This window comes from Chitinophaga sp. 9-1-y (assembly GCF_059511905.2).
The window spans coordinates 236412-259804 of record NZ_CM197955.1; the positions used below are offsets into that span (position 1 = coordinate 236412).

21 protein-coding genes are annotated in these 23393 nt (G+C 44.5%); 18 read left to right on the forward strand and 3 right to left on the reverse strand.

Features of this window, described 5'->3' with window-relative positions; translation table 11 throughout:
* The first annotated feature begins 2 nt into the window (after positions 1-2).
* The 6 genes from AC5ZC7_RS01130 (at position 3) to AC5ZC7_RS01155 (ending at position 8157) form a co-directional block, all read left to right on the forward strand.
* Positions 3-1442, forward strand: a complete 1440-nt coding sequence (locus AC5ZC7_RS01130) for an alpha-L-fucosidase (protein ID WP_496159991.1) — start codon at positions 3-5, stop codon at positions 1440-1442.
* Positions 1443-1682: 240 nt separating this feature from the next.
* Complete coding sequence (locus AC5ZC7_RS01135) at positions 1683-2423, forward strand: response regulator (protein WP_496159990.1); 741 nt, start codon at positions 1683-1685, stop codon at positions 2421-2423.
* A gap of 149 nt (positions 2424-2572) precedes the next feature.
* The gene (locus tag AC5ZC7_RS01140) at positions 2573-4819 is read left to right on the forward strand and encodes a RelA/SpoT family protein (protein ID WP_496159989.1); all 2247 of its coding nucleotides are present in this window, start codon (positions 2573-2575) and stop codon (positions 4817-4819) included.
* 201 nt (positions 4820-5020) lie between these two features.
* Entirely contained in the window at positions 5021-6292 is a 1272-nt protein-coding gene (locus AC5ZC7_RS01145; protein ID WP_496159988.1) for an adenylosuccinate synthase, read from the forward strand.
* Positions 6293-6386: 94 nt separating this feature from the next.
* Positions 6387-6839, forward strand: coding sequence for a hypothetical protein (locus AC5ZC7_RS01150; protein WP_496159987.1), 453 nt, complete (start codon positions 6387-6389; stop codon positions 6837-6839).
* 73 nt (positions 6840-6912) lie between these two features.
* Complete coding sequence (locus AC5ZC7_RS01155) at positions 6913-8157, forward strand: chorismate-binding protein (RefSeq protein WP_496159986.1); 1245 nt, start codon at positions 6913-6915, stop codon at positions 8155-8157.
* Here the strand turns inward: AC5ZC7_RS01155 and AC5ZC7_RS01160 are convergent.
* The gene (locus AC5ZC7_RS01160; RefSeq protein ID WP_496159985.1) at positions 8147-9061 is read right to left on the reverse strand and encodes a TIGR01777 family oxidoreductase; all 915 of its coding nucleotides are present in this window, start codon (positions 9059-9061) and stop codon (positions 8147-8149) included. The genes AC5ZC7_RS01155 and AC5ZC7_RS01160 overlap by 11 nt on opposite strands.
* A 195-nt stretch (positions 9062-9256) precedes the next feature.
* Here AC5ZC7_RS01160 and AC5ZC7_RS01165 point away from each other — a divergent pair, with 195 nt between their 5' ends.
* The 5 genes from AC5ZC7_RS01165 to AC5ZC7_RS01185 all read left to right on the forward strand — a co-directional run bounded on the left by AC5ZC7_RS01165 (position 9257) and on the right by AC5ZC7_RS01185 (position 15281).
* Complete coding sequence (locus AC5ZC7_RS01165; RefSeq protein WP_496159984.1) at positions 9257-10777, forward strand: hypothetical protein; 1521 nt, start codon at positions 9257-9259, stop codon at positions 10775-10777.
* Positions 10778-10792: 15 nt separating this feature from the next.
* Positions 10793-11770: a hypothetical protein gene (locus AC5ZC7_RS01170; protein WP_496159983.1), complete on the forward strand. Its 978-nt coding sequence runs from the start codon at positions 10793-10795 to the stop codon at positions 11768-11770.
* Positions 11771-11959: 189 nt separating this feature from the next.
* A complete protein-coding gene (purQ, locus tag AC5ZC7_RS01175) occupies positions 11960-12652 on the forward strand; it encodes a phosphoribosylformylglycinamidine synthase subunit PurQ (protein WP_291922677.1) in 693 nt (230 codons plus the stop codon).
* Between the two features lie 35 nt (positions 12653-12687).
* A complete protein-coding gene (locus AC5ZC7_RS01180; RefSeq protein WP_477075253.1) occupies positions 12688-13143 on the forward strand; it encodes a protein-disulfide reductase DsbD domain-containing protein in 456 nt (151 codons plus the stop codon).
* A gap of 104 nt (positions 13144-13247) precedes the next feature.
* Positions 13248-15281 (forward strand): cytochrome c biogenesis protein CcdA, encoded by a 2034-nt coding sequence (locus AC5ZC7_RS01185; protein WP_496159982.1) that lies wholly within the window; start codon positions 13248-13250, stop codon positions 15279-15281.
* A gap of 69 nt (positions 15282-15350) precedes the next feature.
* On the opposite strand, the gene hisS is transcribed toward AC5ZC7_RS01185, so the two are convergent.
* Complete coding sequence (gene hisS / locus AC5ZC7_RS01190) at positions 15351-16700, reverse strand: histidine--tRNA ligase (protein ID WP_496159981.1); 1350 nt, start codon at positions 16698-16700, stop codon at positions 15351-15353.
* 21 nt (positions 16701-16721) lie between these two features.
* On the reverse strand, positions 16722-17159 hold the full coding sequence (locus tag AC5ZC7_RS01195; protein ID WP_496159980.1) for an arsenate reductase/protein-tyrosine-phosphatase family protein: 438 nt from the start codon (positions 17157-17159) through the stop codon (positions 16722-16724).
* A gap of 312 nt (positions 17160-17471) precedes the next feature.
* Between AC5ZC7_RS01195 and AC5ZC7_RS01200 the strand changes: the two genes are divergently transcribed.
* From AC5ZC7_RS01200 to AC5ZC7_RS01230, 7 genes are all read left to right on the forward strand, one after another.
* Positions 17472-17714, forward strand: a complete 243-nt coding sequence (locus AC5ZC7_RS01200) for a hypothetical protein (protein WP_291922686.1) — start codon at positions 17472-17474, stop codon at positions 17712-17714.
* A gap of 11 nt (positions 17715-17725) precedes the next feature.
* The gene (locus AC5ZC7_RS01205) at positions 17726-18637 is read left to right on the forward strand and encodes a substrate-binding domain-containing protein (RefSeq protein ID WP_496159979.1); all 912 of its coding nucleotides are present in this window, start codon (positions 17726-17728) and stop codon (positions 18635-18637) included.
* 36 nt (positions 18638-18673) lie between these two features.
* Positions 18674-20437 carry a tetratricopeptide repeat protein gene (locus AC5ZC7_RS01210; RefSeq protein ID WP_496159978.1) on the forward strand — a complete coding sequence of 588 codons (1764 nt, stop codon included), beginning with the start codon at positions 18674-18676 and terminating at the stop codon, positions 20435-20437.
* Between the two features lie 66 nt (positions 20438-20503).
* The gene (locus AC5ZC7_RS01215; protein WP_496159977.1) at positions 20504-20995 is read left to right on the forward strand and encodes an NADH-quinone oxidoreductase subunit A; all 492 of its coding nucleotides are present in this window, start codon (positions 20504-20506) and stop codon (positions 20993-20995) included.
* 24 nt (positions 20996-21019) lie between these two features.
* Positions 21020-21583: an NADH-quinone oxidoreductase subunit B gene (locus tag AC5ZC7_RS01220; RefSeq protein ID WP_496159976.1), complete on the forward strand. Its 564-nt coding sequence runs from the start codon at positions 21020-21022 to the stop codon at positions 21581-21583.
* 43 nt (positions 21584-21626) lie between these two features.
* Positions 21627-22142, forward strand: coding sequence for an NADH-quinone oxidoreductase subunit C (locus AC5ZC7_RS01225; RefSeq protein ID WP_496159975.1), 516 nt, complete (start codon positions 21627-21629; stop codon positions 22140-22142).
* Positions 22143-22154: 12 nt separating this feature from the next.
* Complete coding sequence (locus AC5ZC7_RS01230; RefSeq protein ID WP_496159974.1) at positions 22155-23375, forward strand: NADH-quinone oxidoreductase subunit D; 1221 nt, start codon at positions 22155-22157, stop codon at positions 23373-23375.
* The last annotated feature ends 18 nt before the right edge of the window (positions 23376-23393 follow it).

The window sequence follows — 23393 nt, forward strand, 5'->3', positions numbered from 1 at the left end:
CAATGAAGAAATTCTGGATTGTATTAGGCTGTGCATGGATGGGCATCAGTGCCGCTAAAGCACAGAGCGGAGAGCCGCCTTACGTACCTGAAACTGATCAGGCAGTTGTACAGAAACTGGACGAATGGCAGGACTGGAAATTTGGTATGCTCATGCACTGGGGTCCTTACTCCCAATGGGGCGTGGTGGAATCATGGAGTATTTGCCCGGAAGATGAAGGCTGGACACAGCGTAAGCCAGCAGGCGTTCCTTATTACGACTACCTGAAAAAGTATGAAGCACTGGGAAAAACCTTTAACCCGGTTCACTTCAATCCCGAAAAATGGGCGAAAGCGGCCAAGGATGCTGGTATGAAATACCTGGTGTTTACTACCAAACACCATGATGGCTTCTGTATGTTTGATACCAAACAAACGGATTATAAGATTACCGCTGCTGACGGCGCTTTCAGCAAAAATCCACGTGCTAACCTCGCGAAAGAAGTATTCCAGGCATTCCGCCAGGAAGGCATTCACGCAGGTGCGTACTTCTCCAAGCCCGACTGGCACACCAACTTTTACTGGTGGGATTATTTCCCTCCCCGTGATAGAAATGTGAATTATGATATTAAAAAATATCCGGAGAGATGGGAAAAATTCAAGCAGTTTACCTACAATCAGATTGAAGAACTGATGACAGGTTACGGTAAACTGGAAATCCTTTGGCTGGATGGCGGCTGGGTACGTCCACTTAAACAACAAACGAAGGAATCGCTTTCCTGGAACCAAACGGCACCTCAGGATCAGGATATTGACATGGGCAAAATTGCAAAAATGGCCCGCAGTCATCAGCCGGGCCTGATCGTGGTAGACCGCAGTGTGCATGGTCCTTATGAAAACTATCGGACGCCCGAACAGGAAATCCCTGCTGCTCCGTTGAGCTATCCATGGGAAACCTGTATGACCATGGGCGGTTCCTGGTCTTATGTACCGGACGATAAGTACAAATCCGTGAATACCCTGATTCATAACCTGGTGGACATTGTAGCCAAAGGCGGTAACTACCTGTTGAATGTGGGCCCTGGTCCTGATGGCGAGTTACATGAAGCCGCTTACACTACCATGAAAGGTATCGGCGCCTGGATGCATATCAATGGTGACGCTATTTATGGTACCCGTGCAGTAGCGCCATATAAAGATGGTAAGGTATGTTTTACCCGTAAGAAAGATGGCAGCGTATACGCCATTTACCTGTTGGATGAAAATGAGCAATTACCGGCGGTAATCACTTTCAAAGGACTGAATCCTGCGAAAGGTACCCGTTTGCAGATGTTGGGAACTACCAATAAGCTGGTGTGGAAAACTACGGCGGCAGGTGTGGAGATACAAGTGCCTGCATCCCTCCGTCAGAAAGGGTTTCAGCATGCGGTGGCTATTAAAATAGCAAATGTGGAAAAAGTGTGAATTGATGTGAATTAGTGTTAATTAATAAAAAAAAGAGAGGACGGCTTACCCGCGGTCCTCTCTTTTTTGTTTTTATAAACGGAGCGTGAGATTCATCCAGCTTTTTAGCGGACCGAAATAAGCGAAAACGCTTCCTGGCCAATCAGCCTTTTGTAAAAAAGTGTCAGCCAAAGAAAGTAAAATCCGTTTGTTTAAAACAAATGGGGCGTTCACAACCGGATTATCACAAATGATAGCTTTATGAACAGAAACCCAAGAGTCTTACTTGTTGAAGATGATAAAGCCTTTGGAGGCATCGTAAAACAACACCTGGAACAGGCCGGCTACAACGTAGAGCACTGTTATGATGGGATAGACGCCTGGAACCTCTATAACCGGAACCGCTACGACATTTGCCTGATAGACATCGTTATTCCCAAAATGAATGGTTTTGAACTGGCTAAAGAAATCCGGAACAGTACCATGCTGACGCCCATTTTTTTCCTGTCGTCTGAAAGAGTGCAGGATGAAGACCGGATCAACGGCTTTACATTAGGGGGAGATGGATACATGATAAAGCCCTTCAGCTTTGAAGAATTGGTAAGACGCATCCGCGTAATGCTGAAGTGGACCCGTCCTAACCGGACAGAATTACTGATTGGGCATAACCTCGGTACTTATACCTACCATTACCGGAAGCTGAAAATTTATGAAACGGAAAGCAAGCTGGTAAAGAGTAAATTATCGCCCATTGAGGCCAAAATGCTGCGCTATTTCCTGAGCCGCCCCAATATTATTGTGCAGAAAGACGAAGTGTTACTGCGGGTGTGGGGTAAGGAAGATTTCTATGCCAGTCGCAGTATGGATGTATTCATAGGCCGCATCCGCAAACAACTGAAGCTGGAGCCGCGTGTAGAACTGGAAACGGTGTATAACGTAGGGCTGCGGCTGAATGTCCCCGAAACATTACTGCCAGTTAAAATATGTGTTCCACTTACGTGACCTGCGAGTCATATAGCTAACCTAAACAATCATTTCCATCCCGTCCTTTTCCGGTATCAAAGCCGGAAAGGGCGGGACATTTATGTGCAACCTTGCTTTTTCACTGCCGGCGCTTCTTTCAGATTATATTAAATCGTAACTTTATTCTAATGGAAACAGTGGTAGTACAAAAATATAATTTAGACGAAGAGCAGGAAAAGAAAGAGATCGTTCGGCATTACCGTGCTTTATTGAGGGCATTAAAACCCCGTTTGAAAAAAGGCGACAGGGAGCTGGTACGTACTGCTTTTGAAATGGCAGCAGATGCACACAAGGAAATGCGGCGCAAATCCGGGGAGCCTTATATCCTGCACCCGCTGGCTGTAGCACAGATTTGTGTGGAAGAAATCGGATTGGGTGTGCGTTCCGCTATCTGCGCGTTGTTGCACGACACCGTGGAAGATACAGAAGTCACCCTGGAAGATGTATCCCGTGAATTTGGTAATGAAATAGCACATATCGTAGACGGTCTGACCAAGATCTCTACTGTTATAGATTCCAGCACCAGTACGGCGCAGGCAGAAAATTTCAAGAAAATATTATTGACCCTGGCCGATGACCCCAGGGTAATTCTGATTAAGCTGGCCGACCGCTTGCACAATATGCGTACGCTCGACAGCATGAGCCGGGAAAAGCAATTGAAAATTGCCTCCGAAACTGTCTTTATATATGCCCCATTGGCACACCGTCTTGGGTTATATAACATCAAGTCGGAGATGGAAGACCTGGCCATGAAGTATACGGAGCAGCAAACCTACCGGGAAATAGCCAAACGCCTGAAGGAAACCAAACGTGAGCGTACCCGTTACATCAACGAATTCATCAAGCCTATCAAGGAGGTGCTGCAGGAAGAAGGATTTCAGTTCGAAATATACGGACGTCCGAAATCCATTCACTCTATCCATAATAAAATCAAAACCAAAGGCGTCGCCTTTGAAGAAGTATACGATCTTTTTGCCATCCGTATTATCCTGGATTCCGCACTGGAAAAGGAAAAGGCAGATTGCTGGAAAGTGTATTCCATCATCACCGATTTCTATCATCCCAGCCCGGAAAGAACCCGCGACTGGCTCAGCAACCCCAAATCCAATGGATACGAGGCGCTGCACGTCACGGTGATGGGACCCAATGGTAAATGGGTAGAGGTGCAGATCCGCTCCAAGCGCATGAACGACTATGCCGAGAAAGGAGTAGCCGCGCACTGGCGATATAAAGAAGGCAGTGGCGCATCTCCCCAGCAGGAGTCTAAATTTGATCAGTGGTTCACCCAGATCCGCGAGATACTGAACAACCCGGATTCCAATACGCTCGACTTCCTGGCTGATTTCAAAAGCAACCTCTTCACAGAAGAGATCTATGTGTATACGCCTAAAGGAGATCTGAAAATATTGCCGGTGAACTCCACCGCACTGGATTTTGCCTACTCTATCCACAGTGCGGTAGGAAATAAATGTATCGGCGCCAAAGTGAATTATAAACTGGTCCCCCTGAGCCATAAACTGCGCAGTGGAGACCAGGTAGAAATCATTACTTCCAATAAACAAAAGCCATCGGAAGACTGGCTCAACTTTGTTTTAACGGCCAAAGCCAAATCCAAGATCAAGGACGCGCTGAAAGAAGAGAAGCGGAAAGTGGCGATGGACGGAAAGGCCGCGCTGGAACGGAAGTTATCTCACATGAATATTTCTGCCAGTCAACATAATGTCAATGAACTGGTACAATTCTATAAACAGCCATCCCCGCTTGACCTGTATTACCAGGTAGCGGTGAAAAATATTGACCTCAAAGAGCTGAAACAATTCAGCGTACTGGGCGACAAACTGGAGCCGCCTAAACCGGTAAAACTGCCGGAACACGTACCGGAAGAACATGTGAAACATCAGCTGCCTTCCAAGAAGGATGCAGAACTGATTATCTTCGGAGAAAGCTCCGACAAAATAGCCTATAAACTGGCCAATTGCTGTCGTCCTATTCCGGGAGATGACGTATTTGGGTTTATTACCGCCAGCGAAGGGTTGAAAATACATCGTACCAACTGCCCCAATGCCGCACAGTTACTGGCTAACTACGGCCACCGGGTAGTGAAAACCAAATGGGTGAAGAACCGGGAAATCTCTTTCCTGACAGGTTTACGCATTATTGGTATGGACGATGTAGGGGTGATCCACAAAATTACCAATATCATTTCCGGTGAGTTGAAGATTAATATCTCAGCCCTCAGCATTGAGTCGAAAGAAGGCTTATTTGAAGGTTTGATTAAAGTGTATGTGCATGACAAGGAGGAGTTGGATGAGTTGGTAGAAAGGCTTAAAAAGCTGGAAGGAATTCAATCTATTCAACGCCTGGAGGAATCCTGAGAAAGAAATTACAAATTACGGATCTATAGGGAGATAAAAGCGGATGATCTTCGGGCATATCTACCCGTAAATCCGTAATTCGTAATTCGTAATTCGTAATTCTTGCCGATGCAATCGGTAATTTGTTTGTATTTGTTAATATTCGCCTTAATTTTGCGACTTCTTTTAAAGCAACAACCTCCGATATTTAATTAAATCATTATGGTAGACGTTTTGTTAGGCCTGCAATGGGGCGACGAAGGCAAGGGTAAGATTGTGGACTATTTTGCCGGCAGGTACGACGTGATTGCCCGTTTTCAGGGTGGCCCGAATGCTGGTCACACCTTGTATATAAACGGACAGAAAGTAGTACTGCGTACAATTCCCTCTGGAGTATTCCATGATAAGACCATCAACCTCATTGGTAATGGCGTGGTGCTGGATCCGGTAGCTTTCAAGAAAGAAAGTGAAGATATTGCAGCACTGGGTGTGGATCTGACAAAAAATCTGTTTATAGCAGAAAAAACGCATATCATTGTGCCTACGCATCGTGCACTCGACAAAGCGTCTGAAACAGCAAAAGGCAACGATAAAATTGGCTCTACTTTAAAAGGTATCGGCCCCGCTTACATGGATAAAACCGGTAGAAACGGTTTACGCGTAGGTGATGTATTATCGCCTGATTTCAGGAATTTGTATGAGAAGCTGAAGCAGAAACACCTGGAATTGCTGGCTCACTATAATATCGAAGGACTGGCAGAAGATATTGCTACCTGGGAAACTGAGTTTTTTGAAGCAATTCCATTCCTGCAAAAAATGAACGTAGTAAGTGGTGAATATTTCCTGAACGAAAAGCTGAAAGCAGGTAAAAAAGTATTAGCAGAAGGTGCGCAGGGAAGCATGCTGGATGTGGACTTCGGTACCTATCCATTTGTTACTTCTTCCAACACCATTTCTGCAGGCGTATGTACCGGTTTAGGTATTGCTCCTCAATGGATTAAAGAAGTAATTGGTGTAACCAAAGCTTATTGCACCCGTGTTGGTAGCGGACCTTTCCCTACAGAATTACATGACGCTACCGGTGAAAAACTGCGTAGTGCAGGTCATGAGTTTGGCGCCGTAACCGGCCGCCCCCGCCGCTGTGGCTGGATTGACCTGGTTGCACTGAACTATACCTGCATGCTGAGCGGTGTAACACAACTGGTAATGACTAAAAGTGATGTGCTGGATGAATTTGATGAAGTATTAGCCTGCACTGCGTATGAAATCGACGGTAAACAAACTAAACAATTGCCTTTCCAAATAAACGGTCTGGACATTAAACCTGTCTGGGAGACATTTAAAGGATGGACAGATAAAACTTCTACCTGTAAGCAATTCAATGAGTTACCGGCAGAGATGAAAGCATTTGTTACAGCAGTAGATAGCTACCTCGGCGTTCCTGTGAAATACGTTTCCAACGGACCCGGACGCGATCAGATCCTTGAAAAGTAAAAGGAAAAAAAGTAAGGAAAAAAAACGGCAAAAAAAATTTGGCGAATAAAAAAAACTATTAAAACTTTACGGCAAAGAAATAAGGCAACCTATTATGAAATCAAAATCTGATAAAGAGAAAGAGACCAAAAAAACTACTTCTCCTAAGACTGCAAAAGACGCTCCTAAAGCTGCGGCCAAGCCTAAGAAAGAGGTGGATGATGATGATGAGGAAGATGATGATGAAGATGTGAAACCTTCCAAATCTGCCTCAAAGAAATCAGATAAGTCCGCATCTAAATCCAAACGTAGTAAAGACGACGATGAGGATGATGATGATGCCGATGATGACGCAGATGATGTTGATGATGCCTGGGAGAAAGGAGAGGATGATGATTACGATCCTGATTTTGAAGAATTTGACATGCCTAAGTCAAAAGGTAAACGCGGTCGCCCAAGCACAGGCGGTAAAAAGGCCGACGATGACGATGATTTAGGTATCGATGATGAATTCAAAGACATGGACCTGTTCAATGATCGTTTTGACGATGATGATGATGATTTTTAAGCATTAAAAAACGATTGTTATCAGGATATTTCACACCTTTCCGGTAGATAATCAGAAAATATTTAAGCAACAAATGTTGGATTGGGCTAACCAGTTCAACATTTGTTGTTTTTTAGATAATAATAATTACGATTCTCCCTGGCACCAATATGAGGCTATTCTCGCTGCAGATGCCTTACATACCCTCGAAGTAAACGCAGGAAATGCGTTCTCCGCTTTGCAGGCGTTTCACCATACACATCAGGACTGGCTTTTCGGACACCTGGCCTATGATCTCAAAAATGAAACCGTACCCGGATTACAGTCGCAACACTTTGATGGAATCGGCTTCCCGGATATGTGTTTTTTTGTTCCCCGCGTGATCATGCAACTGCAGAAAAATGAGGTACATATAGGCGGTGAAGCTTTCACGGAGCAAATGGCACACGACATTTACACCGCTTGTTTGCGTATGCCCGTTAACGTGGTGCCTGCCCGCACGGTTCATTTACAACCACTGCATAGCCGGTTGGATCACCAGCGCTATATTGCCGCAGTAAAGGCGCTACAACAGCATATCCTGCACGGCGATTGCTATGAAGTGAATTTTTGCCGGGAAAACTACATGGAAGGAGTGGACATCTATCCACCCACTTTGTTTAAACAGCTGAACACCTTATCTCCTGCACCATTTGCGGCGTATTACCGGTTGAATAACCGCTACATGGTCTGTTCCAGTCCCGAGCGCTTTATGCAGAAGAAAGGAACCACCGTGATTTCCCAGCCCATTAAAGGCACCAGCCGCAAAGACCCGGATCCGGCAATAGACCGGCAATTACAGGAGCAACTATTCCAGGATGCCAAGGAACGCGCCGAAAATGTAATGGTGGTAGACCTGGTACGCAACGACTTATCCCATACCGCTTTACAAGGTACTGTGGCTGTAACTGAGCTTTTTGGGATCTATTCTTTTGCCCAGGTGCATCACATGATATCTACAGTGACGGCACAGCTGCCGCCACTACAGCCATTTACGGACGTATTGCGCACCGCTTTCCCCATGGGCTCCATGACAGGCGCGCCTAAAATACGGGTCATGCAACTTATTGAACAATACGAGAAAACCCGCCGTGGGCTTTATTCCGGAGCAGTAGGTTATATTTCACCCACTGGTGATTTCGATTTTAATGTGGTGATTCGCAGTATGCTGTATAATGCAGCTGATCAATACCTCTCCTTCCAAACCGGCTCCGCTATTACTTTTTACAGTGATCCGGAAAAAGAATGGGAAGAAGTGTTGCTGAAAGCAGCAGCCATGAAAAAAACCATTACCGGCTGAACAACTGCTCCATCGCTTCGTTGATGGTAGGATAAGAAAACTGAAAACCAGTTTGTTGTATTTTGTTGGCAGAAGCTTTTACACTCTTTAAGACCTCTATACTCATTTCTCCCAAAGCTATTTTCAACGCAAAAGTAGGTACATAGGTGGTCATAAAGCTGCCGCCTTTTGCAATGCGACCCATACTGAGAATTAATTCCCGGTTGGTAACCGGATTGGGGCTTACCGCATTGTACACGCCTTCCAGCTTATCATTCACAATGGCATTGAAATATAACCGGACAATATCATGGATATGAATCCAGGGCACAAATTGTTCTCCGGAGCCCAGTACAGTAGCGAATCCAAACCGCAGTGGTTTGTAGAATTCTTTGATGGCGCCCCCATCCCGGCTTAACACAATGCCGGTACGGAAAATCACCAGCTTTTTTTGCAGGGTGGTTACTTTGGAGATGCTTTCTTCCCAGGCCTTTGTGGTAGTGCCGAGGAAGTCGGTATATGCGGGATCGTTTTCTGTAAAGGCGTGGTCTTTAAATTCACCGTAATAGCCAGTAGCGGAAGCGCTGATCACCTTTTTTACCTTATTCGGAATAGTTTGCAATGCCGTGAAAATGAGCTCACTGCTTTTGGTACGGCTATCAATAATTTCCTGTTTCCTGGCGGCCGTCCACCGTTTGTCAGCTACATTGGCTCCTGCCAGGTGTATAATATAGTCGGCCTCCTGGATGGCGGCTTTGTCTATTGTTTGCGTATCCACATTCCAATGGGCATAGCTGACTGCTTTATTGCTGCCTGTTTCTGGCCGCCTGCTGAGAATCGTTACTTTGTAGCCGCGTTCCAGCAGCAGCTGGGTCAATGCCGTCCCTATAAGTCCTGTTCCACCGGTTATTATTACGGTTTCCATCAAGTAATAGCTGCTTTTTTAAAATAATTTAATAAAAATACACAATAAATCGGGCCTTTTGGAATTTATGTAAAGGCAGGACTTACCAGCTTTAAATTGACAACTTAATTTCTGAATTTTAATGTAAGTTTGAAAATGGGGCATGCAAATGCGCCATCTGCTTTATCATACAATACTTGAAATCTAAATTACCGCATGTATAAGCTATACCGCCTACAGTTAGTATTGTTGCTGCTCTTTGCCGGCACGGCAGCAATGGCACAGAAAATCACCTATTCTGAACCGGAGAAAGATGATTACAAAAGCACCGAGTTTGAAATTATAGGCAAGGTAGCAGGCAATATCCTTGTGTATAAAACAGACCGGGGCGACTATGTGGTATCAGTGTATGATGGCGAAATGCAGCTCAAGAACCGGGTTAAACTGGACTTTCTGCCCCGTAAGGTGATCAGCATGGACTTTGTGGCCTACCCGAATAAAATACTGATGCTGTACCAGTTCCAGCGCAAAGATGCCGTATATAGCTTTTGTGCTACCATGTCGCCGGATGCTACCTTTAGTGATGCACCTATCCTCATCGATTCTACCCGGATAGGCAACTATTCCAAAGAGAATAAAGTGTATTCTGTGGAAGTTTCGGAAGATAAGAACCGCATCATGGTGTATAAAATCAACCAGGACCGGGAAGACAACAACGTGTTTTATACCTTCCTGTACGACAGCGCCATGAGCCTGGTGAACAACAGCCGCTTATCGCTGCCCATGCAGAAAAAACAATTCCTCAGCAACTTCAATCTCACTAACACCGGCGATCTTATCTTCAATAAACTAGAACGGACCTCCAACCGGGATTACGTGGTGAGCGGCAGCATGGTGGTTAAACGGTCGCTGGTAGACAGTTTTGAAACTTCTCCCATGGCCTTCAAAGCACAACTGCTGGATGAGGTGAAAATGAAGCTTGATAACAATAAGCACACCGCCCTGGTCACTGCCTTTTATTATAAACAGAAAAGAGGAAACGTAGATGGGTTGTACCTGTATAAGTACGACTACGGCAATTATAAAACGCTTTATGAGAAATCAATCGCGTTTGCGGAAGACCTCAAAGTGAATGCCCGTGGAGAGTCCAGTACTAATGCAGCGTTTAACGACTACTTCATCCGCAAGATTATTAACACCGCCAATGGCGGATTTTTGCTGACGGCAGAATCTTTCTCTACCTCTTCCCGCTACCAGCCCTGGAACCGGTGGAATTATATGTATGGCAGCCCGTATAGCGGTATGTACGCGCCTTACTACTATTCCCCTTATTCCTCCATGTATTACAATCCTTACTACTGGAACAACTCTCAGGGCCTGCGTTATCATTATGACAACGTAGTGGTAATGTCTTTTGACGATGAAGGTAATATGCAGTGGAATAACTTTGTCCACAAGAGCCAATATGACGATAATGCGGATCTGTACCTGTCTTACCTGATGGTAAACGTAGGCAGTGAACTGCGTTTCCTGTATAATGAGCTGGACAGAAGAAGCTATATGTTAACAGATGTAAGCCTGGCGCCGGGTGGTAAGGTGAATCGTATGCCTACCTTACGTAACCTGGACAAGGGTTTTACCTGGATGCCCCGCTACGGAAAACAAATTGCTGGTAGAACTGTAGTGATACCATGTATTTACAGGAATTATATTTGCTTTGCTAAAATTGACTTTTAATCACACCTTTGTATTGTGATACGTTTTTTCCGTTCAGGCAATCCGCTTACGGTATTGCTGTTGTTGATATACACACTGCTTGTTAAATTTTATTACCTGGTTCATCCATCTACCTTTATGGCGGATGGATCAGAGGGGCTTTTATATCACCTGTTGGTGAAATGGATGCATGGCCTGGCGGGAGATAGTCCCCTGCTGTTTACATCGTTGGCTGTGCTGCTGTTGTTCCTACAGTCCCTGCTGTTTACCCGCATCATCAACCATCACCGGTTGTTTCCCCGGCCTACGTATTTGCCGGCCATGTGTTACCTGCTTTTTACATCTATGCTACATAGCTGGAACGTGTTTTCGCCCGTTTTGCTGGTGAACCTGATTATGCTGTGGGTATTCGCCAGTATAACGGAATTGTATACACGTACTTCAGCCCGTGATGTGGTATTCAATATCGGTTTTGCGCTCGGTGTGTGCGGGTTATTCTATTTCCCTTCTGTTATTTTCTGCTTTTTACTGCTGGCAAGTATGCTGATTATGCGTGCTTTCCGGTTGGCAGAGTGGATTATCGCTTTGCTGGGGCTGATTTGTCCGCTATACCTGATGGGGACTTACCTGTTCCTCACCGGGCAAATGACCTTATTACGGAAGATTCCAAACATAGGGGCTTCATTGCCGATGATCACTGACTATAAGGTATGGGGAGCCATGGTGGCTTGTGTACTCTTTTTTGTGCTGGGGTGGCTGTTATTGCAGCGTCCACTGAAGAAGATGCTCATACAGGGCCGTAAGATATGGGCGGCATTAATTATATATGTAGTGGTGGCGATGCTGGTGCCATTCTTCAATATTCACTTTTCGGCTGCTTACTGGGTATTGGCGGTACTGCCGATTTCTATGTTTGCGGGTAACGTATTTTGGTCGGTAACCAACGATACTTTTGCCAACATCATCCACTTCATTACGCTGGCATATGTAATTGTTATGCAATATTTCAGCTAATTTCTCCATTTTAAGGGGCTGATTACCAGTATTTTGTTAAATCAGGACAAACGGCAATGGAAAATTGCGAACGGCGAAGTAATTTTGTCCTTTCCCAGTAGCTTTGTCATTCGTGAAAATGAGGATAAAATACCGGGGAAAAAACGGATTTTAAAGCATTATTTACACATAAACACAAAACATTTTCAGATGAAATTTGGCGTTGTCACCTTTCCCGGTTCTAATTGTGATCATGATATGATTGATTCCCTGCGTAATGACCTGGGGCAGGAAGTAATAGAACTGTGGCATAAGGATAAAGACCTGAGCGCATTTAGCACAGAAGATTGTATCATATTACCGGGTGGGTTCTCCTATGGTGATTATCTGCGTTGCGGCGCTATCGCCAGATTCAGCCCAATGATGCAGAGTGTGATAGAATTTGCCAATAAAGGTGGCCGTGTAATTGGTGTTTGTAATGGTTTCCAGGTATTATGTGAGGCAGGTTTGCTGCCAGGCGTATTATTACAGAATGAGCGTCAGCAATTTGTTTGCAAAAACGTATACATTAAAAGTGAAAACCCAACTGCATCCCTCACTAAAGATGTGGCAGGCAGGTCACTGATGATTCCGGTAGCACACGGTGAAGGCCGTTACTATGCGGACGATGCCACCCTGGATGAGTTGTTTAAGAACAACCAGGTGATTTTCCGCTATTGCGATGAGTTTGGCAATATTATTGAATCTGCTAATCCTAACGGCGCCATCCGTAATATTGCAGGTATCTGTAACAAGAATAGAAATGTTTTTGGTATGATGCCTCACCCGGAAAGAGCTACCAGCCTGGCTTTGGGTAATACTGACGGCCAGCTGATATTACAAAGTCTGATCAACAACAATTAATAGATTAAATCAACCAACCAATTAAAAAGAAAAGCATGAAAAAATTACTCACAGCACTGGTTTTGTTCGCCTTGCCCATCCTGGCAAGCGCTCAGATCGAGAATCCGGTAAAATGGAGTTTCACCGCTAAAAAAGTAAACGCCACTACCTACGAAGTACACGCCACCGCTACTATTGATGCCGGCTGGCACGTATACGCGCAGGAAGCAGGAGAAGGGCCGGTTCCAACCTCCTTCAAGTTCACTAAAAACCCACTGGCTGCCGTAACTGGTAAAGTGGAAGAAGTAGGTAAACTGCACAAATCATTCGACAAGAACTTCAATTCAGAATTGAAATACTACGAGAACACCGTAAACTTTGTACAGAAAGTAACCGTAAAAGGTAAAGCTGCTACCAAAGTAAAAGGTTCGGTAGAATACATGGTGTGCGATGACCACCAGTGTTTACCTCCTAAAGAAGTAGAATTTGCGGTGACTGTTGGAGGAAAATAATTTGAATCCGGTAACCAATAACAATATTCGAAGAACGAGTTCCTCACTATGGGAACTCGTTTCTTGTTTTCTCAATTCTGTATTATTTAAAGCCTATTGACTTTATGAAGCATCTGCTTTCATTTTTAATACCTGTCTTTGCCATTTTTGCGCTTCGCGCAAATGCGCAGGACGCCAGCCCGAAGCCTGTTAAATGGCAGTTTTCTGCAGAAAAGAAAAGTGACCAGGAATATGTGCTACACTTGAAGGGTACCATAGAAAAAGGCTGGTTGCTTTTTTCCACCACTATGGGAAATGATGATCCTAATACGAGAGTGGTGCTGGATAGCAGTATGAAGGCTACCATTGCAGGGATTACAGAAAATGGTAAACTGGAAAATCGCAAAGAGCCTTTGTTCGATAATCTCGAAGTAAAATATTTTGAGAATGAAGTAGAACTATTGGCAGATGTGAAACTGACAGCGCCTGCTGATAAGATAAAAGGCACCATTGCCTACATGGCGCTGAAAGGCGACAATGCAGTACCTGAAGAGGAAGTATTTAGCGTAGCGGTGGAAGCACCAACTACTACTGCTGCAGCCACAAGTGGTAATACAAGTGCTCCTCAAGGCGATGTAGCGGATGATGATGCTTCCAACAAATCCTTGTGGTGGATATTCATCGCCAGCTTTGGCGGTGGTTTCATTGCATTGATTACACCATGTGTGTTCTCTATGATTCCAATTACAGTGAGCTTCTTCACTAAGCGTAGTGCTACCAGGGCACAAGGTATCAAGAATGCATTTATCTATTCTTTGTCTATTATCGTTATTTATACCCTTTTGGGCTTCGTGATCACCAAAATATTTGGTGCCAGCGCACTCAATTCATTGGCCAGCAATGGAATCGCTAACATGATCTTCTTTGTGATTTTCCTGTTATTTGCGTTTTCATTCCTTGGAGCATTTGAAATCAGTTTGCCAAGTTCCTGGGCGAATGTATCTGATTCAAAGGCGGGTATGGGTAGTATGGTAGGCATTTTCTTCATGGCGCTGACCCTGGCAATTGTATCTTTCTCCTGTACAGGCCCTATTTTAGGAAACCTGTTGGTGCTGGCTGCTAAAGGTGGTAATTCCGGCCCATTGGTTGGGATGTTTGGATTCTCCCTGGCACTGGCTATTCCATTTTCACTGTTTGCCTTGTTCCCCAGCTTGCTGAATAAAATCGGTAAGTCCGGCGGATGGCTGAATGCAGTGAAAGTAACACTGGGCTTTGTGGAACTGGCATTGGCCCTGAAGTTCTTCTCAAACGTAGACATGGCTTACCACTGGAACCTGTTGGATCGGGAAATATTCCTGGCACTGTGGATCGCCATTTTTGGTTTGTTGACATTATATCTGATTGGTAAGCTGAAATTCAGCCACGACAGTGATGTGCCGTTCCTGACGGTAACAAGACTCTGCTTCGCCATCGTTACATTTACCTTTGTGATCTACATGATCCCGGGTATGTGGGGTGCACCTTTGAAAGGTATCAGCGGATTTTTACCTCATGAAGGTTCCCAGGATTTCAATCTGAATAAATCGCTGGTAGATATACAAGCATCACTGGAAAGTGGCGCAGGTAGCGGAAGTGGTACTGGCGGTCAGTCGGCTAATACGGTGAAACCTAAGAAGCTGGTGGATATCTTACATTCTGAAATCCCCGGTGTAGAAAGTCTTTTCTTTGATTATGAAGAGGCGCTGGTAGCAGCTAAGGCGGCAAATAAGCCGTTAATGCTGGACTTCACCGGACATACCTGTGTAAACTGCCGTAAGTTTGAAAAATCAGTATTGTCAGCTCCGGCGGTAATGAAGATTCTGCGCAATGACTTTATTGTAGCGTCTTTGTATACCGACGAGAAAACATCACTTGCTGATGAGGAGAAGTATGTTTCTAAGACTACAGGTGAGAAAGTGACGAATGTTGGTCAGAAGAATCAGGACCTGGAAGTAACTCACTTTAACCGTAACTCACAGCCTTACTATATTCCTGTAGACCTGGAAGGTAAGCCACTGGTAAGCAAGGGATATGGTTATGATCCGAAAGAAGATGTAGAAGCATTTGTGAAGTACCTGGAAAGTGCAAAAGCAGAATTTGCAAAACGTCACGCTAAATAATGCGTAAGTCTATAAAAAAGAAGGCCCCCCGCTAATTTAGCGGGGGGCCTTCTTTTTTATAGCTATTTATCAGAATGAATAGTTCAGCAACGCTGCTGCGCTAATTTTATCCTGCTGACGATTCGTCAAATTCTTCACACTCAGCATATTCTCCTGTAATTCTGATTCTCCCAGGATAATAACATAAGGGATACCTCTTTTATCGGCATACTTCATTTGTTTATCCATCTTGGCGTTTTCGTGGAACAATTCGGCCGCAATACCTTTTTGCCGTAATTGCATCATATAACCAAAAGCAGCGCGGGCACTGTCTTCGCCAAGGTTCAGGAACAGCACTTTGGTAGATTGCTGCGCCGTTTCCGGGAATAATTTCAATTCTTCCAGGACATCGTAAATACGATCTACGCCGAAAGAGATACCTACACCTGAAATGCCTTCCAAACCGAAGGTGCCGGTGAGGTTATCATATCGGCCACCACCACCAATACTGCCCATTTTCACGGTGGCAGGTGCTTTTACTTCTACAATCAGCCCGGTGTAATAGTTAAGACCACGTGCTAATGTGAGGTCTAATATAGGAGTCGTGTTAAAAGTAGTATAGCCGGAATGCAGTACAAAATCCAGTTCTTCGATACCTTTTTTGCCCGTCTCAGAAGCAGCAAAGAGGGTACGGAGTTGGGTAAGCACGGATTGGTTGTCGCCCTTAATTCCCAGGAAATTTTCAATGATGGTAATATCTTCTTCTGTTAATCCACGTTCACGCAGTTCCCCTTTTACGCCATCCATACCAATTTTATCCAGTTTATCTATGGAGATGGTGATGTCGGTGAGCATGTCTGTTTTACCAACCAGTTCCGCCAGGGCAGCGAGTATCTTGCGGTTATTAATGCGGAGTTCATATCCCTGCAAGCCTAATTTAGTGAATACAGCATCGTAGATGAGTAATAATTCCACTTCATTCAGCAATGAATTACTCCCTACTACATCGGCGTCACATTGGTAGAATTCACGATAGCGGCCTTTGGCTGGACGGTCTCCTCTCCAAACCGGTTGCATTTGGTAACGCTTAAAAGGCAGCGCCAGTTCATGCTGGTTCATCACTACATATCTTGCAAAAGGAATGGTAAGGTCGTATCTTAATGCTTTCTCTGTTAACAGGTTGGCCAGTTCACGGCTATCTTTAGCCTGTTGTGCCTGTTCGTAAATTTCCCCGTTGTTCAGGATTTTAAAGATCAGCTTATCTCCTTCTTCTCCATACTTCCCCATGAGGGTCGACAAATTCTCCATCGCAGGGGTTTCCAGCGGCTGGAAGCCGAATACTTCAAAGGTATCTCTGATGGTTTGGAAGATATAGTTACGTTTTCTTACTACCACCGGGCCAAAATCGCGGGTGCCTTTAGGAATACCGGGTTTTATCATCTCAAAAAATTATTAAAAGTTTTATTGTTGCTGGTCTGCGATCTGTTCACAGGCCTCATAAATCATTGTATATACGGGGGCAAATAATGCATCATCGAACCAGGGATCTGGTACTTCCTGTTGCTCTGGCAGCAGGAAATGGACTTTTGCTTTGTCTGCTTCGTTACGTGCTTTGCGGGTGACATCATTAAAATTGCTCCGGTCCATTACATAGATGCGGTCAAATGTATCGAAATCTGTGGTCTGAAACTGCCTGCCACGGAGGCCGGATATGTCTACCCCGTTTTTCCTGGCAATGTTTACGGATCTGCGGTCCGGGGCATCGCCAATATGCCAGTTGCCGGTGCCGGCGGAGTCGATCTCCCAATCCAGTTGCCTCGCCTCGGCGAGGTGCCTCATAATCCCTTCTGCCAGTGGTGAACGGCAGATATTACCCAGGCAAACCATCAATATTTTCATGCGGATCAATAGTTGAATATCAGGCCGCAAACCTACAAGATATTATGGAAATGTGCATTGATTTGCATCTTTATCATGAAAACAGGTATAAAAGGAAGAATTTTAGTGTTATAAAGCATAAAAGGCTGCAAACTGTAAAATGCAGGAAATGATGATATTTTAAATCGAAATATTACAACATGTTGAAAAAATGCCTCAAATTGCGGCCGGATAAGTAATTGAGTGCAGATTTGCGGCAGTTTTTTAACATTCTTCTAAAATTCTCTTTACCCGATTAAAAAATTTTTTTTTGTATAATTGTAATTCGCAAACATGGAAACACACGAAGAACAAACAAGCAGAAGACAGGAAAGCAGGTATCGGCCAATGGGTGAGCTGATCAGGGGGTTATTTTTTATACTCTTTGGTTTGTTCGCAATTTTTGCGGAAAAACTGGGACTGGCACAGTTCCGTATATCCCCTACTACAATGAGTATTGCGGGTGCGGTGTTAATGATCTACGGCCTCTTTAGGGTTTACAACGGAGTGAGAAAACTTTTTATTAACAGGAACTAAAGAGGTGTGATATGTTTTTCAGTTTTAGAAAGATGAATGCTGTATATTTAGCAGCAATTATTTTGATGGCGGCCTGTGGCCCCAATCCAAATGCGAAAAAATTAGATACAGCTACAGAAGGAACCATCCGCATTAGTGTGGATGAGACATATAAACCGCTGATAGATTCTGAAATAAAAGTTTTTGAATCACTGTATCCCAAAGCACATATCATCCCTACTTATAAACCGGAGACTGAGTGCTTTAAAGATCTTTTAAATGATAGTGCCCGACTGGTGATCGTGACGCGCGACTTTAACCAACAGGAACTCGATTATTTCAAACAATTGAAATATAAGCCTACCAGCCTGTTACTGGCCTGGGACGCCCTGGCCCTGGTGGTAAATAAAGAGAATCCTGATTCTATATTAAATATGGAACAGGTACGCGGGATTATGAATGGCACCAACAACGAAAGAAAATGGCAACTGGTGTTTGATAATGCCAACTCAAGCACCGTGCGATATATTCTGGACTCCATCAACATGGGTAAGCCTTTGCCAACCAATACCATGGCTGCCAAAACCAACCCGGAAGTGGTGGATTACGTGTCCAAAAATAAAGACGCGATAGGAGTGATAGGGGTGAGCTGGATCTCTGATCCTGCCGACTCAACAGCGATGGCTTTTACAAGAAAAGTATCCGTTGTAAGGCTTAGGGCAGACAATGGTTCGGATTTTGTTAAGCCATACCAAGCTTATATTGGTATTGGTACCTATCCATTAAAGCGTGGCTTCTTCTTTTGCCTGAACGAGCCCTATCATGGGCTTGGCAATGGATTTGCAACCTTCCTCGGCAGTTATGAAGGACAACTGGTGATAAAGCAGTTTCGTTTATTCCCGGCCCGGTTGAATGTAGTATTCAGAGAAGCCAATCTGAAGTAGAAAAAAAACACAACTAAAACTAAAAAACCAGATTGCATGAACAAACGGAAAAGTTTAATCGTAGCACTGCTTTGCGCTGCCTCCAGTGGTGCGATGGCCCAATCTGTGGAAGATGGATTGAAAGACCTGTATTATGGTAAGTATCTGTCTGCCAAGCAGAATTTTGAGAAAGTGATTGCCGCAAAGCCTACGGAGGACAAAGCTTATTATTACCTCGGTATAGCACAACTCGGTCAGGAAGATGTGGCAGGTGCTGCTGCTACCTTCCAGAAAGGGTTACAGGCAGTGCCTACTTCCGCTTTATTACAGGTAGGAATGGGACGTATTGATCTGCTGAAAGGTGATGCTGCTGCTGCCAAAACAAAATTTGAAGCTGCCAGCGCTGCTACACAAGGCCGTGATGGAGATGTTGCCCGCGCTATCGCTGATGCCAACACTGAAGTAAAAGGTGGTGACCGTCCTTACGCACTGACCATCATGGAAAAACTCCTGAACAACGAAGGACGCAAGAAAAAAGAACAATACACTGCTACCGCAGCTGATTATATTGAAATGGGAGATGCCCTCCGCTTCCTGGGTGGTGAAAATGGTGGTAAAGCCATCACTACTTATGAAAAAGCGCTGGAACTGGATCCTAACAATGCAGAAGCTGTAATGAAAGAAGGTTTGGTGAACTACAATGCAAGACTGAAAGTTGAAGCAGTAGCTGATTACACCAAAGCTACCAACATGGATCCTAAATATGGTCCTGCTTTCTACGAGCTGTTTAACTTCTACATCACGCCTAAAAAGGATCAGTTATCCTGGGAAAATGCTGCTAAATACCTGGAACAATACATGGCTGTAGCAGATCCGGCTGATAAAACTAAAAACGAATACCTGTCTGCTTATATCTCCTTCTTCAAGAAAGATTATGATGCAGCCATCAGTAAAGGTAAAGCTACCATGCCAGGTGCAGACGCTTTCTACCAGAATAAGCTGAGCCTCTTGATAGGTGATGCTTACCTGCAGAAAGGTGATTCCCTGAACGCTAAACAGGTAATGGATGAATACGCCACTAAAGTAGGTGAGTCTAAACTGGATTCCAACGACTATAAGTTGCTGAGTACCATTTATATGAAGCTGAAATCAAGTGATGTGGCTACCCAAACCGATTACACTAACAAAGGACTGGCTTACCTGGAAAAATATGCAGGCTCTATCACTGCTAAAGATCCGGAAACCTTTATCCAGATTGCAGAACAGCTGAAAACAGCGAAGAACTACACCGCTGCCGCTGAGTGGTACGAAAAAGCCAACGAATTATCTGTGGCCAACAAAGTACAACTGCAGGCGATCGATTATTTCAACGTAGGCCTTAACTATTTCTATGGCGCTGTGGCAGTGAATCCATATGACACTACCCTGCTGAATAAAGCAGATATGGCGTTCCAGAAAGTAATCGAAGTAAAACCTGACCTGGGTACCGGTTACTACTGGAGAGGTTATACCAACAACGCGAAAGATCAGCAGGCGCAGGCTGGTATAGCTAAGCCATACTATGACAAATACATTGAAATGTCAGAAGGTGACCCGGCTAAAAATAAGCAAACGCTGATCAAAGCCTACAGCTACGAAATGCTGTACTACTACTATAAAGAAGATAAAGCGAATTTGAAGATCTATGCAGATAAACTGACTGCATTAGATCCAAACAACGAAACCGCTAAACAAATCACTGAAAACATGGCTGCCCGTGAAAAAGCAGCTAGCAAGCCAGCACCTAAACCTGCTGCCAAGCAAGGTCAGAACAAGAAATAAGTCGTAAATACGATATAATAACTGAAAACCTCCTGTACCCACAGGAGGTTTTTTAGTTTCCGGTTGGTGAAAAAAGATAATATTTTAACCCCTAATAGATTTGATATTTGGTCAACTTACAGTATTTTTGCGCATTCGGACAATGTTTTTATCGGGAAGCTTATGTATACAGATACTGTATTTTTGTCAGCAACGACTACTCCTTTTAGCTATTTCCCTATAGTATTGCAATTAGTTGCAGCTTTAGGTTTCGTAGGGATCACGATGTTAGCTACTCACTTTTTGGGTCCCAAGCGCAAAACCAGCGATAAGCTTATTAACTTTGAAAGTGGTATCGAGCAGAAGGGAAATGCCCGTCAGCCGATGGCCATCAAATACTTTCTTACCGCTATTCTTTTCGTGTTATTTGACGTGGAAGTAATCTTTTTCTATCCGTATGCTGTTAATTTCAAGGCACTGGGATGGGAGGGTTTTATGGCAGTGTTGATGTTTGTGGGCTTCTTTTTGTGTGGATTTATCTACATTACGAAGAAAGGCGCTCTGAAGTGGGAAGACTAATTTTAAAACGCTAAACTTAATCCAATGGCTCGTCCGGTTCAATATAATAACAAGGTGAAAATGGTGGAGATCCCTGAGGGATATTCCGGTGAAGGATTTTATGCCACATCATTTGACAAAGTAATAGGCCTGGCGCGTAAAAACTCCATCTGGCCTTTACCTTTTGCCACTTCGTGCTGTGGAATTGAATTCATGGCTACAATGGCAGCTACCTATGATATGGCCCGCTTTGGTGCGGAACGTATGGCGTTTACGCCCCGTCAGTGCGATTTGCTGATGGTAATGGGTACTATTTCCAAGAAAATGGGGCCTATTGTACGCCAGGTATACCTGCAAATGGCTGAACCCCGCTGGGTAATGGCCGTAGGTGCCTGCGCCAGCAGTGGTGGTATCTTTGATACCTATTCCGTATTACAGGGTATTGACCAGGTGATTCCGGTAGATGTATATGTGCCGGGATGTCCTCCAAGACCAGAAGGCATTATCGATGGTTTCATGAAAATACAGGACCTCGTAGGTAATGAAAGTCTTCGCCGTCGCAACTCCGACAGATACAGGGAGCTGATGGAGTCATACGGCATCAAGTAAGGAGGAGAATGGTTAATTGTAAATCGTAAATTTCAAATTGTTAATGTCTTTAACAAACGAACGCATACAGCAACGCCTGACGGAGAAGTTTGGAGATGTGCTAACCGGCTTTGAGGAGCCGTTTGGGCTGCTTACCCTCACCGCACAGAAAGATTATAACCTGAAAGTAATGCAATTCCTGTTTGATGATGAGGAGTTGCGTTTTCGTTTTTTAACGGATATCACTGCTGTGCATTATCCGGATAGAAAAAATGAAGAACTGGCAGTCGTATACCATCTGCATAACCTGCAGGACAACATCAGGCTTCGGCTGAAAGTATTTGCGCCGGTAGCTCAGCCAGATGTTTTCACCGCCACCAAGTTGTACGAATCTGCCAACTGGATGGAACGCGAAACGTATGATTTCTTCGGAATCAACTTTGTTGGGCATCCTAACCTGATACGCGTACTGAATGTGGATGAAATGACCTATTTCCCTATGAGAAAGGAATTTCCGCTGGAAGACTCCATGCGTATTGATAAAGATGATGAGATGTTTGGAAGGGGAGGAACTATTTAATACAACCAGGTTATGTTAGATCAGAAACAACATATAAAACTGCCGGAAGGCTCGATAGAAAAAGATACGACTACGCTTAACCTGGGTCCTACTCACCCGGCCACACACGGCGTATTTCAGAATATTCTGGAAATCGATGGCGAACGTATTGTAAGCGCTGTTTCTACCGTGGGGTATATCCACCGCGCTTTCGAGAAAATTGCAGAACGTCGTCCTTACTACCAGATTACACCACTCACCGATCGTTTGAACTATTGCTCCGCCCCTATTAATAATATGGGCTGGTTGCTGACCGTAGAAAAACTCCTGGGTATTGAAACGCCTAAAAGAGTAGACTACCTGCGCGTCATCATCATGGAGCTGGCACGTATTGCAGATCACCTGATCTGTAGCTCCGTAATGGGAGTAGATACCGGCGCATTAACCGGTTTCGTATACGTGATGACCTATCGGGAATTGATATACGAAATTTATGAGGAAATATGTGGCTCCCGTCTTACGACCAACATTGGCCGTATCGGTGGTTTTGAAAGAAATTTCACGCCTGCTGCATTTGCTAAAATAGAACGCTTCCTCGCTGAATATCCTGCTGTACTGAAAGAATTTGAAACCCTGCTTACCCGCAACCGTATCTTCATGGAGCGTACCCAGGGTGTGGGCGGTATCAGCGCAGAAAGAGCCCTCAGCTATGGTTTCACCGGTCCTAACCTGCGCGCAGCAGGAGTGGATTACGATGTCCGCGTAGCTAATCCTTACTGCTCTTACCAGGATTTTGATTTCTCCGTTCCTGTAGGTACTACTGGTGATAGCTACGATCGCTTCCTGGTACGTAACGCAGAAATGTGGGAAAGTCTCAGCATTATCCGTCAGGCGATGGATAAACTGAAAACACTGCCTGCAGATGTATACCACGCTGATGTTCCGGCTTACTACCTACCTGCTAAAGAGGATGTATATACGAAAATGGAAGCACTCATCTATCACTTTAAAATAGTGATGGGTGAAACAGATATATTACCAGGTGAAGTGTACAATGCCGTAGAAGGTGCGAATGGTGAACTTGGATTTTACCTGATCAGCGATGGAGGCCGTAGTCCTTACAGACTGCACTTCCGCCGTCCCTGCTTCATTTACTACCAGGCATATGCTGAACTGGTACAGGGCGGCATGTTGAGTGATGCGATCGTTTGTATGAGTAGCCTGAACCTGATTGCAGGTGAGCTGGATGCGTAGTAGCCACTTGCGGTGACA

Excerpts from the sequence above, each read along its gene's own strand:
- AC5ZC7_RS01130 (WP_496159991.1), top strand. The coding sequence starts at position 3 with ATGAAGAAATTCTGGATTGTATTAGGCTGTGCATGGATGGGCATCAGT.
- AC5ZC7_RS01135 (WP_496159990.1), top strand. The coding sequence starts at position 1,683 with ATGAACAGAAACCCAAGAGTCTTACTTGTTGAAGATGATAAAGCCTTT.
- AC5ZC7_RS01140 (WP_496159989.1), top strand. The coding sequence starts at position 2,573 with ATGGAAACAGTGGTAGTACAAAAATATAATTTAGACGAAGAGCAGGAA.
- AC5ZC7_RS01145 (WP_496159988.1), top strand. The coding sequence starts at position 5,021 with ATGGTAGACGTTTTGTTAGGCCTGCAATGGGGCGACGAAGGCAAGGGT.
- AC5ZC7_RS01150 (WP_496159987.1), top strand. The coding sequence starts at position 6,387 with ATGAAATCAAAATCTGATAAAGAGAAAGAGACCAAAAAAACTACTTCT.
- AC5ZC7_RS01155 (WP_496159986.1), top strand. The coding sequence starts at position 6,913 with ATGTTGGATTGGGCTAACCAGTTCAACATTTGTTGTTTTTTAGATAAT.
- AC5ZC7_RS01160 (WP_496159985.1), bottom strand. The coding sequence starts at position 9,061 with ATGGAAACCGTAATAATAACCGGTGGAACAGGACTTATAGGGACGGCA.
- AC5ZC7_RS01165 (WP_496159984.1), top strand. The coding sequence starts at position 9,257 with ATGTATAAGCTATACCGCCTACAGTTAGTATTGTTGCTGCTCTTTGCC.
- purQ (WP_291922677.1), top strand. The coding sequence starts at position 11,960 with ATGAAATTTGGCGTTGTCACCTTTCCCGGTTCTAATTGTGATCATGAT.
- AC5ZC7_RS01180 (WP_477075253.1), top strand. The coding sequence starts at position 12,688 with ATGAAAAAATTACTCACAGCACTGGTTTTGTTCGCCTTGCCCATCCTG.
- AC5ZC7_RS01185 (WP_496159982.1), top strand. The coding sequence starts at position 13,248 with ATGAAGCATCTGCTTTCATTTTTAATACCTGTCTTTGCCATTTTTGCG.
- hisS (WP_496159981.1), bottom strand. The coding sequence starts at position 16,700 with ATGATAAAACCCGGTATTCCTAAAGGCACCCGCGATTTTGGCCCGGTG.
- AC5ZC7_RS01195 (WP_496159980.1), bottom strand. The coding sequence starts at position 17,159 with ATGAAAATATTGATGGTTTGCCTGGGTAATATCTGCCGTTCACCACTG.
- AC5ZC7_RS01200 (WP_291922686.1), top strand. The coding sequence starts at position 17,472 with ATGGAAACACACGAAGAACAAACAAGCAGAAGACAGGAAAGCAGGTAT.
- AC5ZC7_RS01205 (WP_496159979.1), top strand. The coding sequence starts at position 17,726 with ATGTTTTTCAGTTTTAGAAAGATGAATGCTGTATATTTAGCAGCAATT.
- AC5ZC7_RS01210 (WP_496159978.1), top strand. The coding sequence starts at position 18,674 with ATGAACAAACGGAAAAGTTTAATCGTAGCACTGCTTTGCGCTGCCTCC.
- AC5ZC7_RS01220 (WP_496159976.1), top strand. The coding sequence starts at position 21,020 with ATGGCTCGTCCGGTTCAATATAATAACAAGGTGAAAATGGTGGAGATC.
- AC5ZC7_RS01225 (WP_496159975.1), top strand. The coding sequence starts at position 21,627 with ATGTCTTTAACAAACGAACGCATACAGCAACGCCTGACGGAGAAGTTT.
- AC5ZC7_RS01230 (WP_496159974.1), top strand. The coding sequence starts at position 22,155 with ATGTTAGATCAGAAACAACATATAAAACTGCCGGAAGGCTCGATAGAA.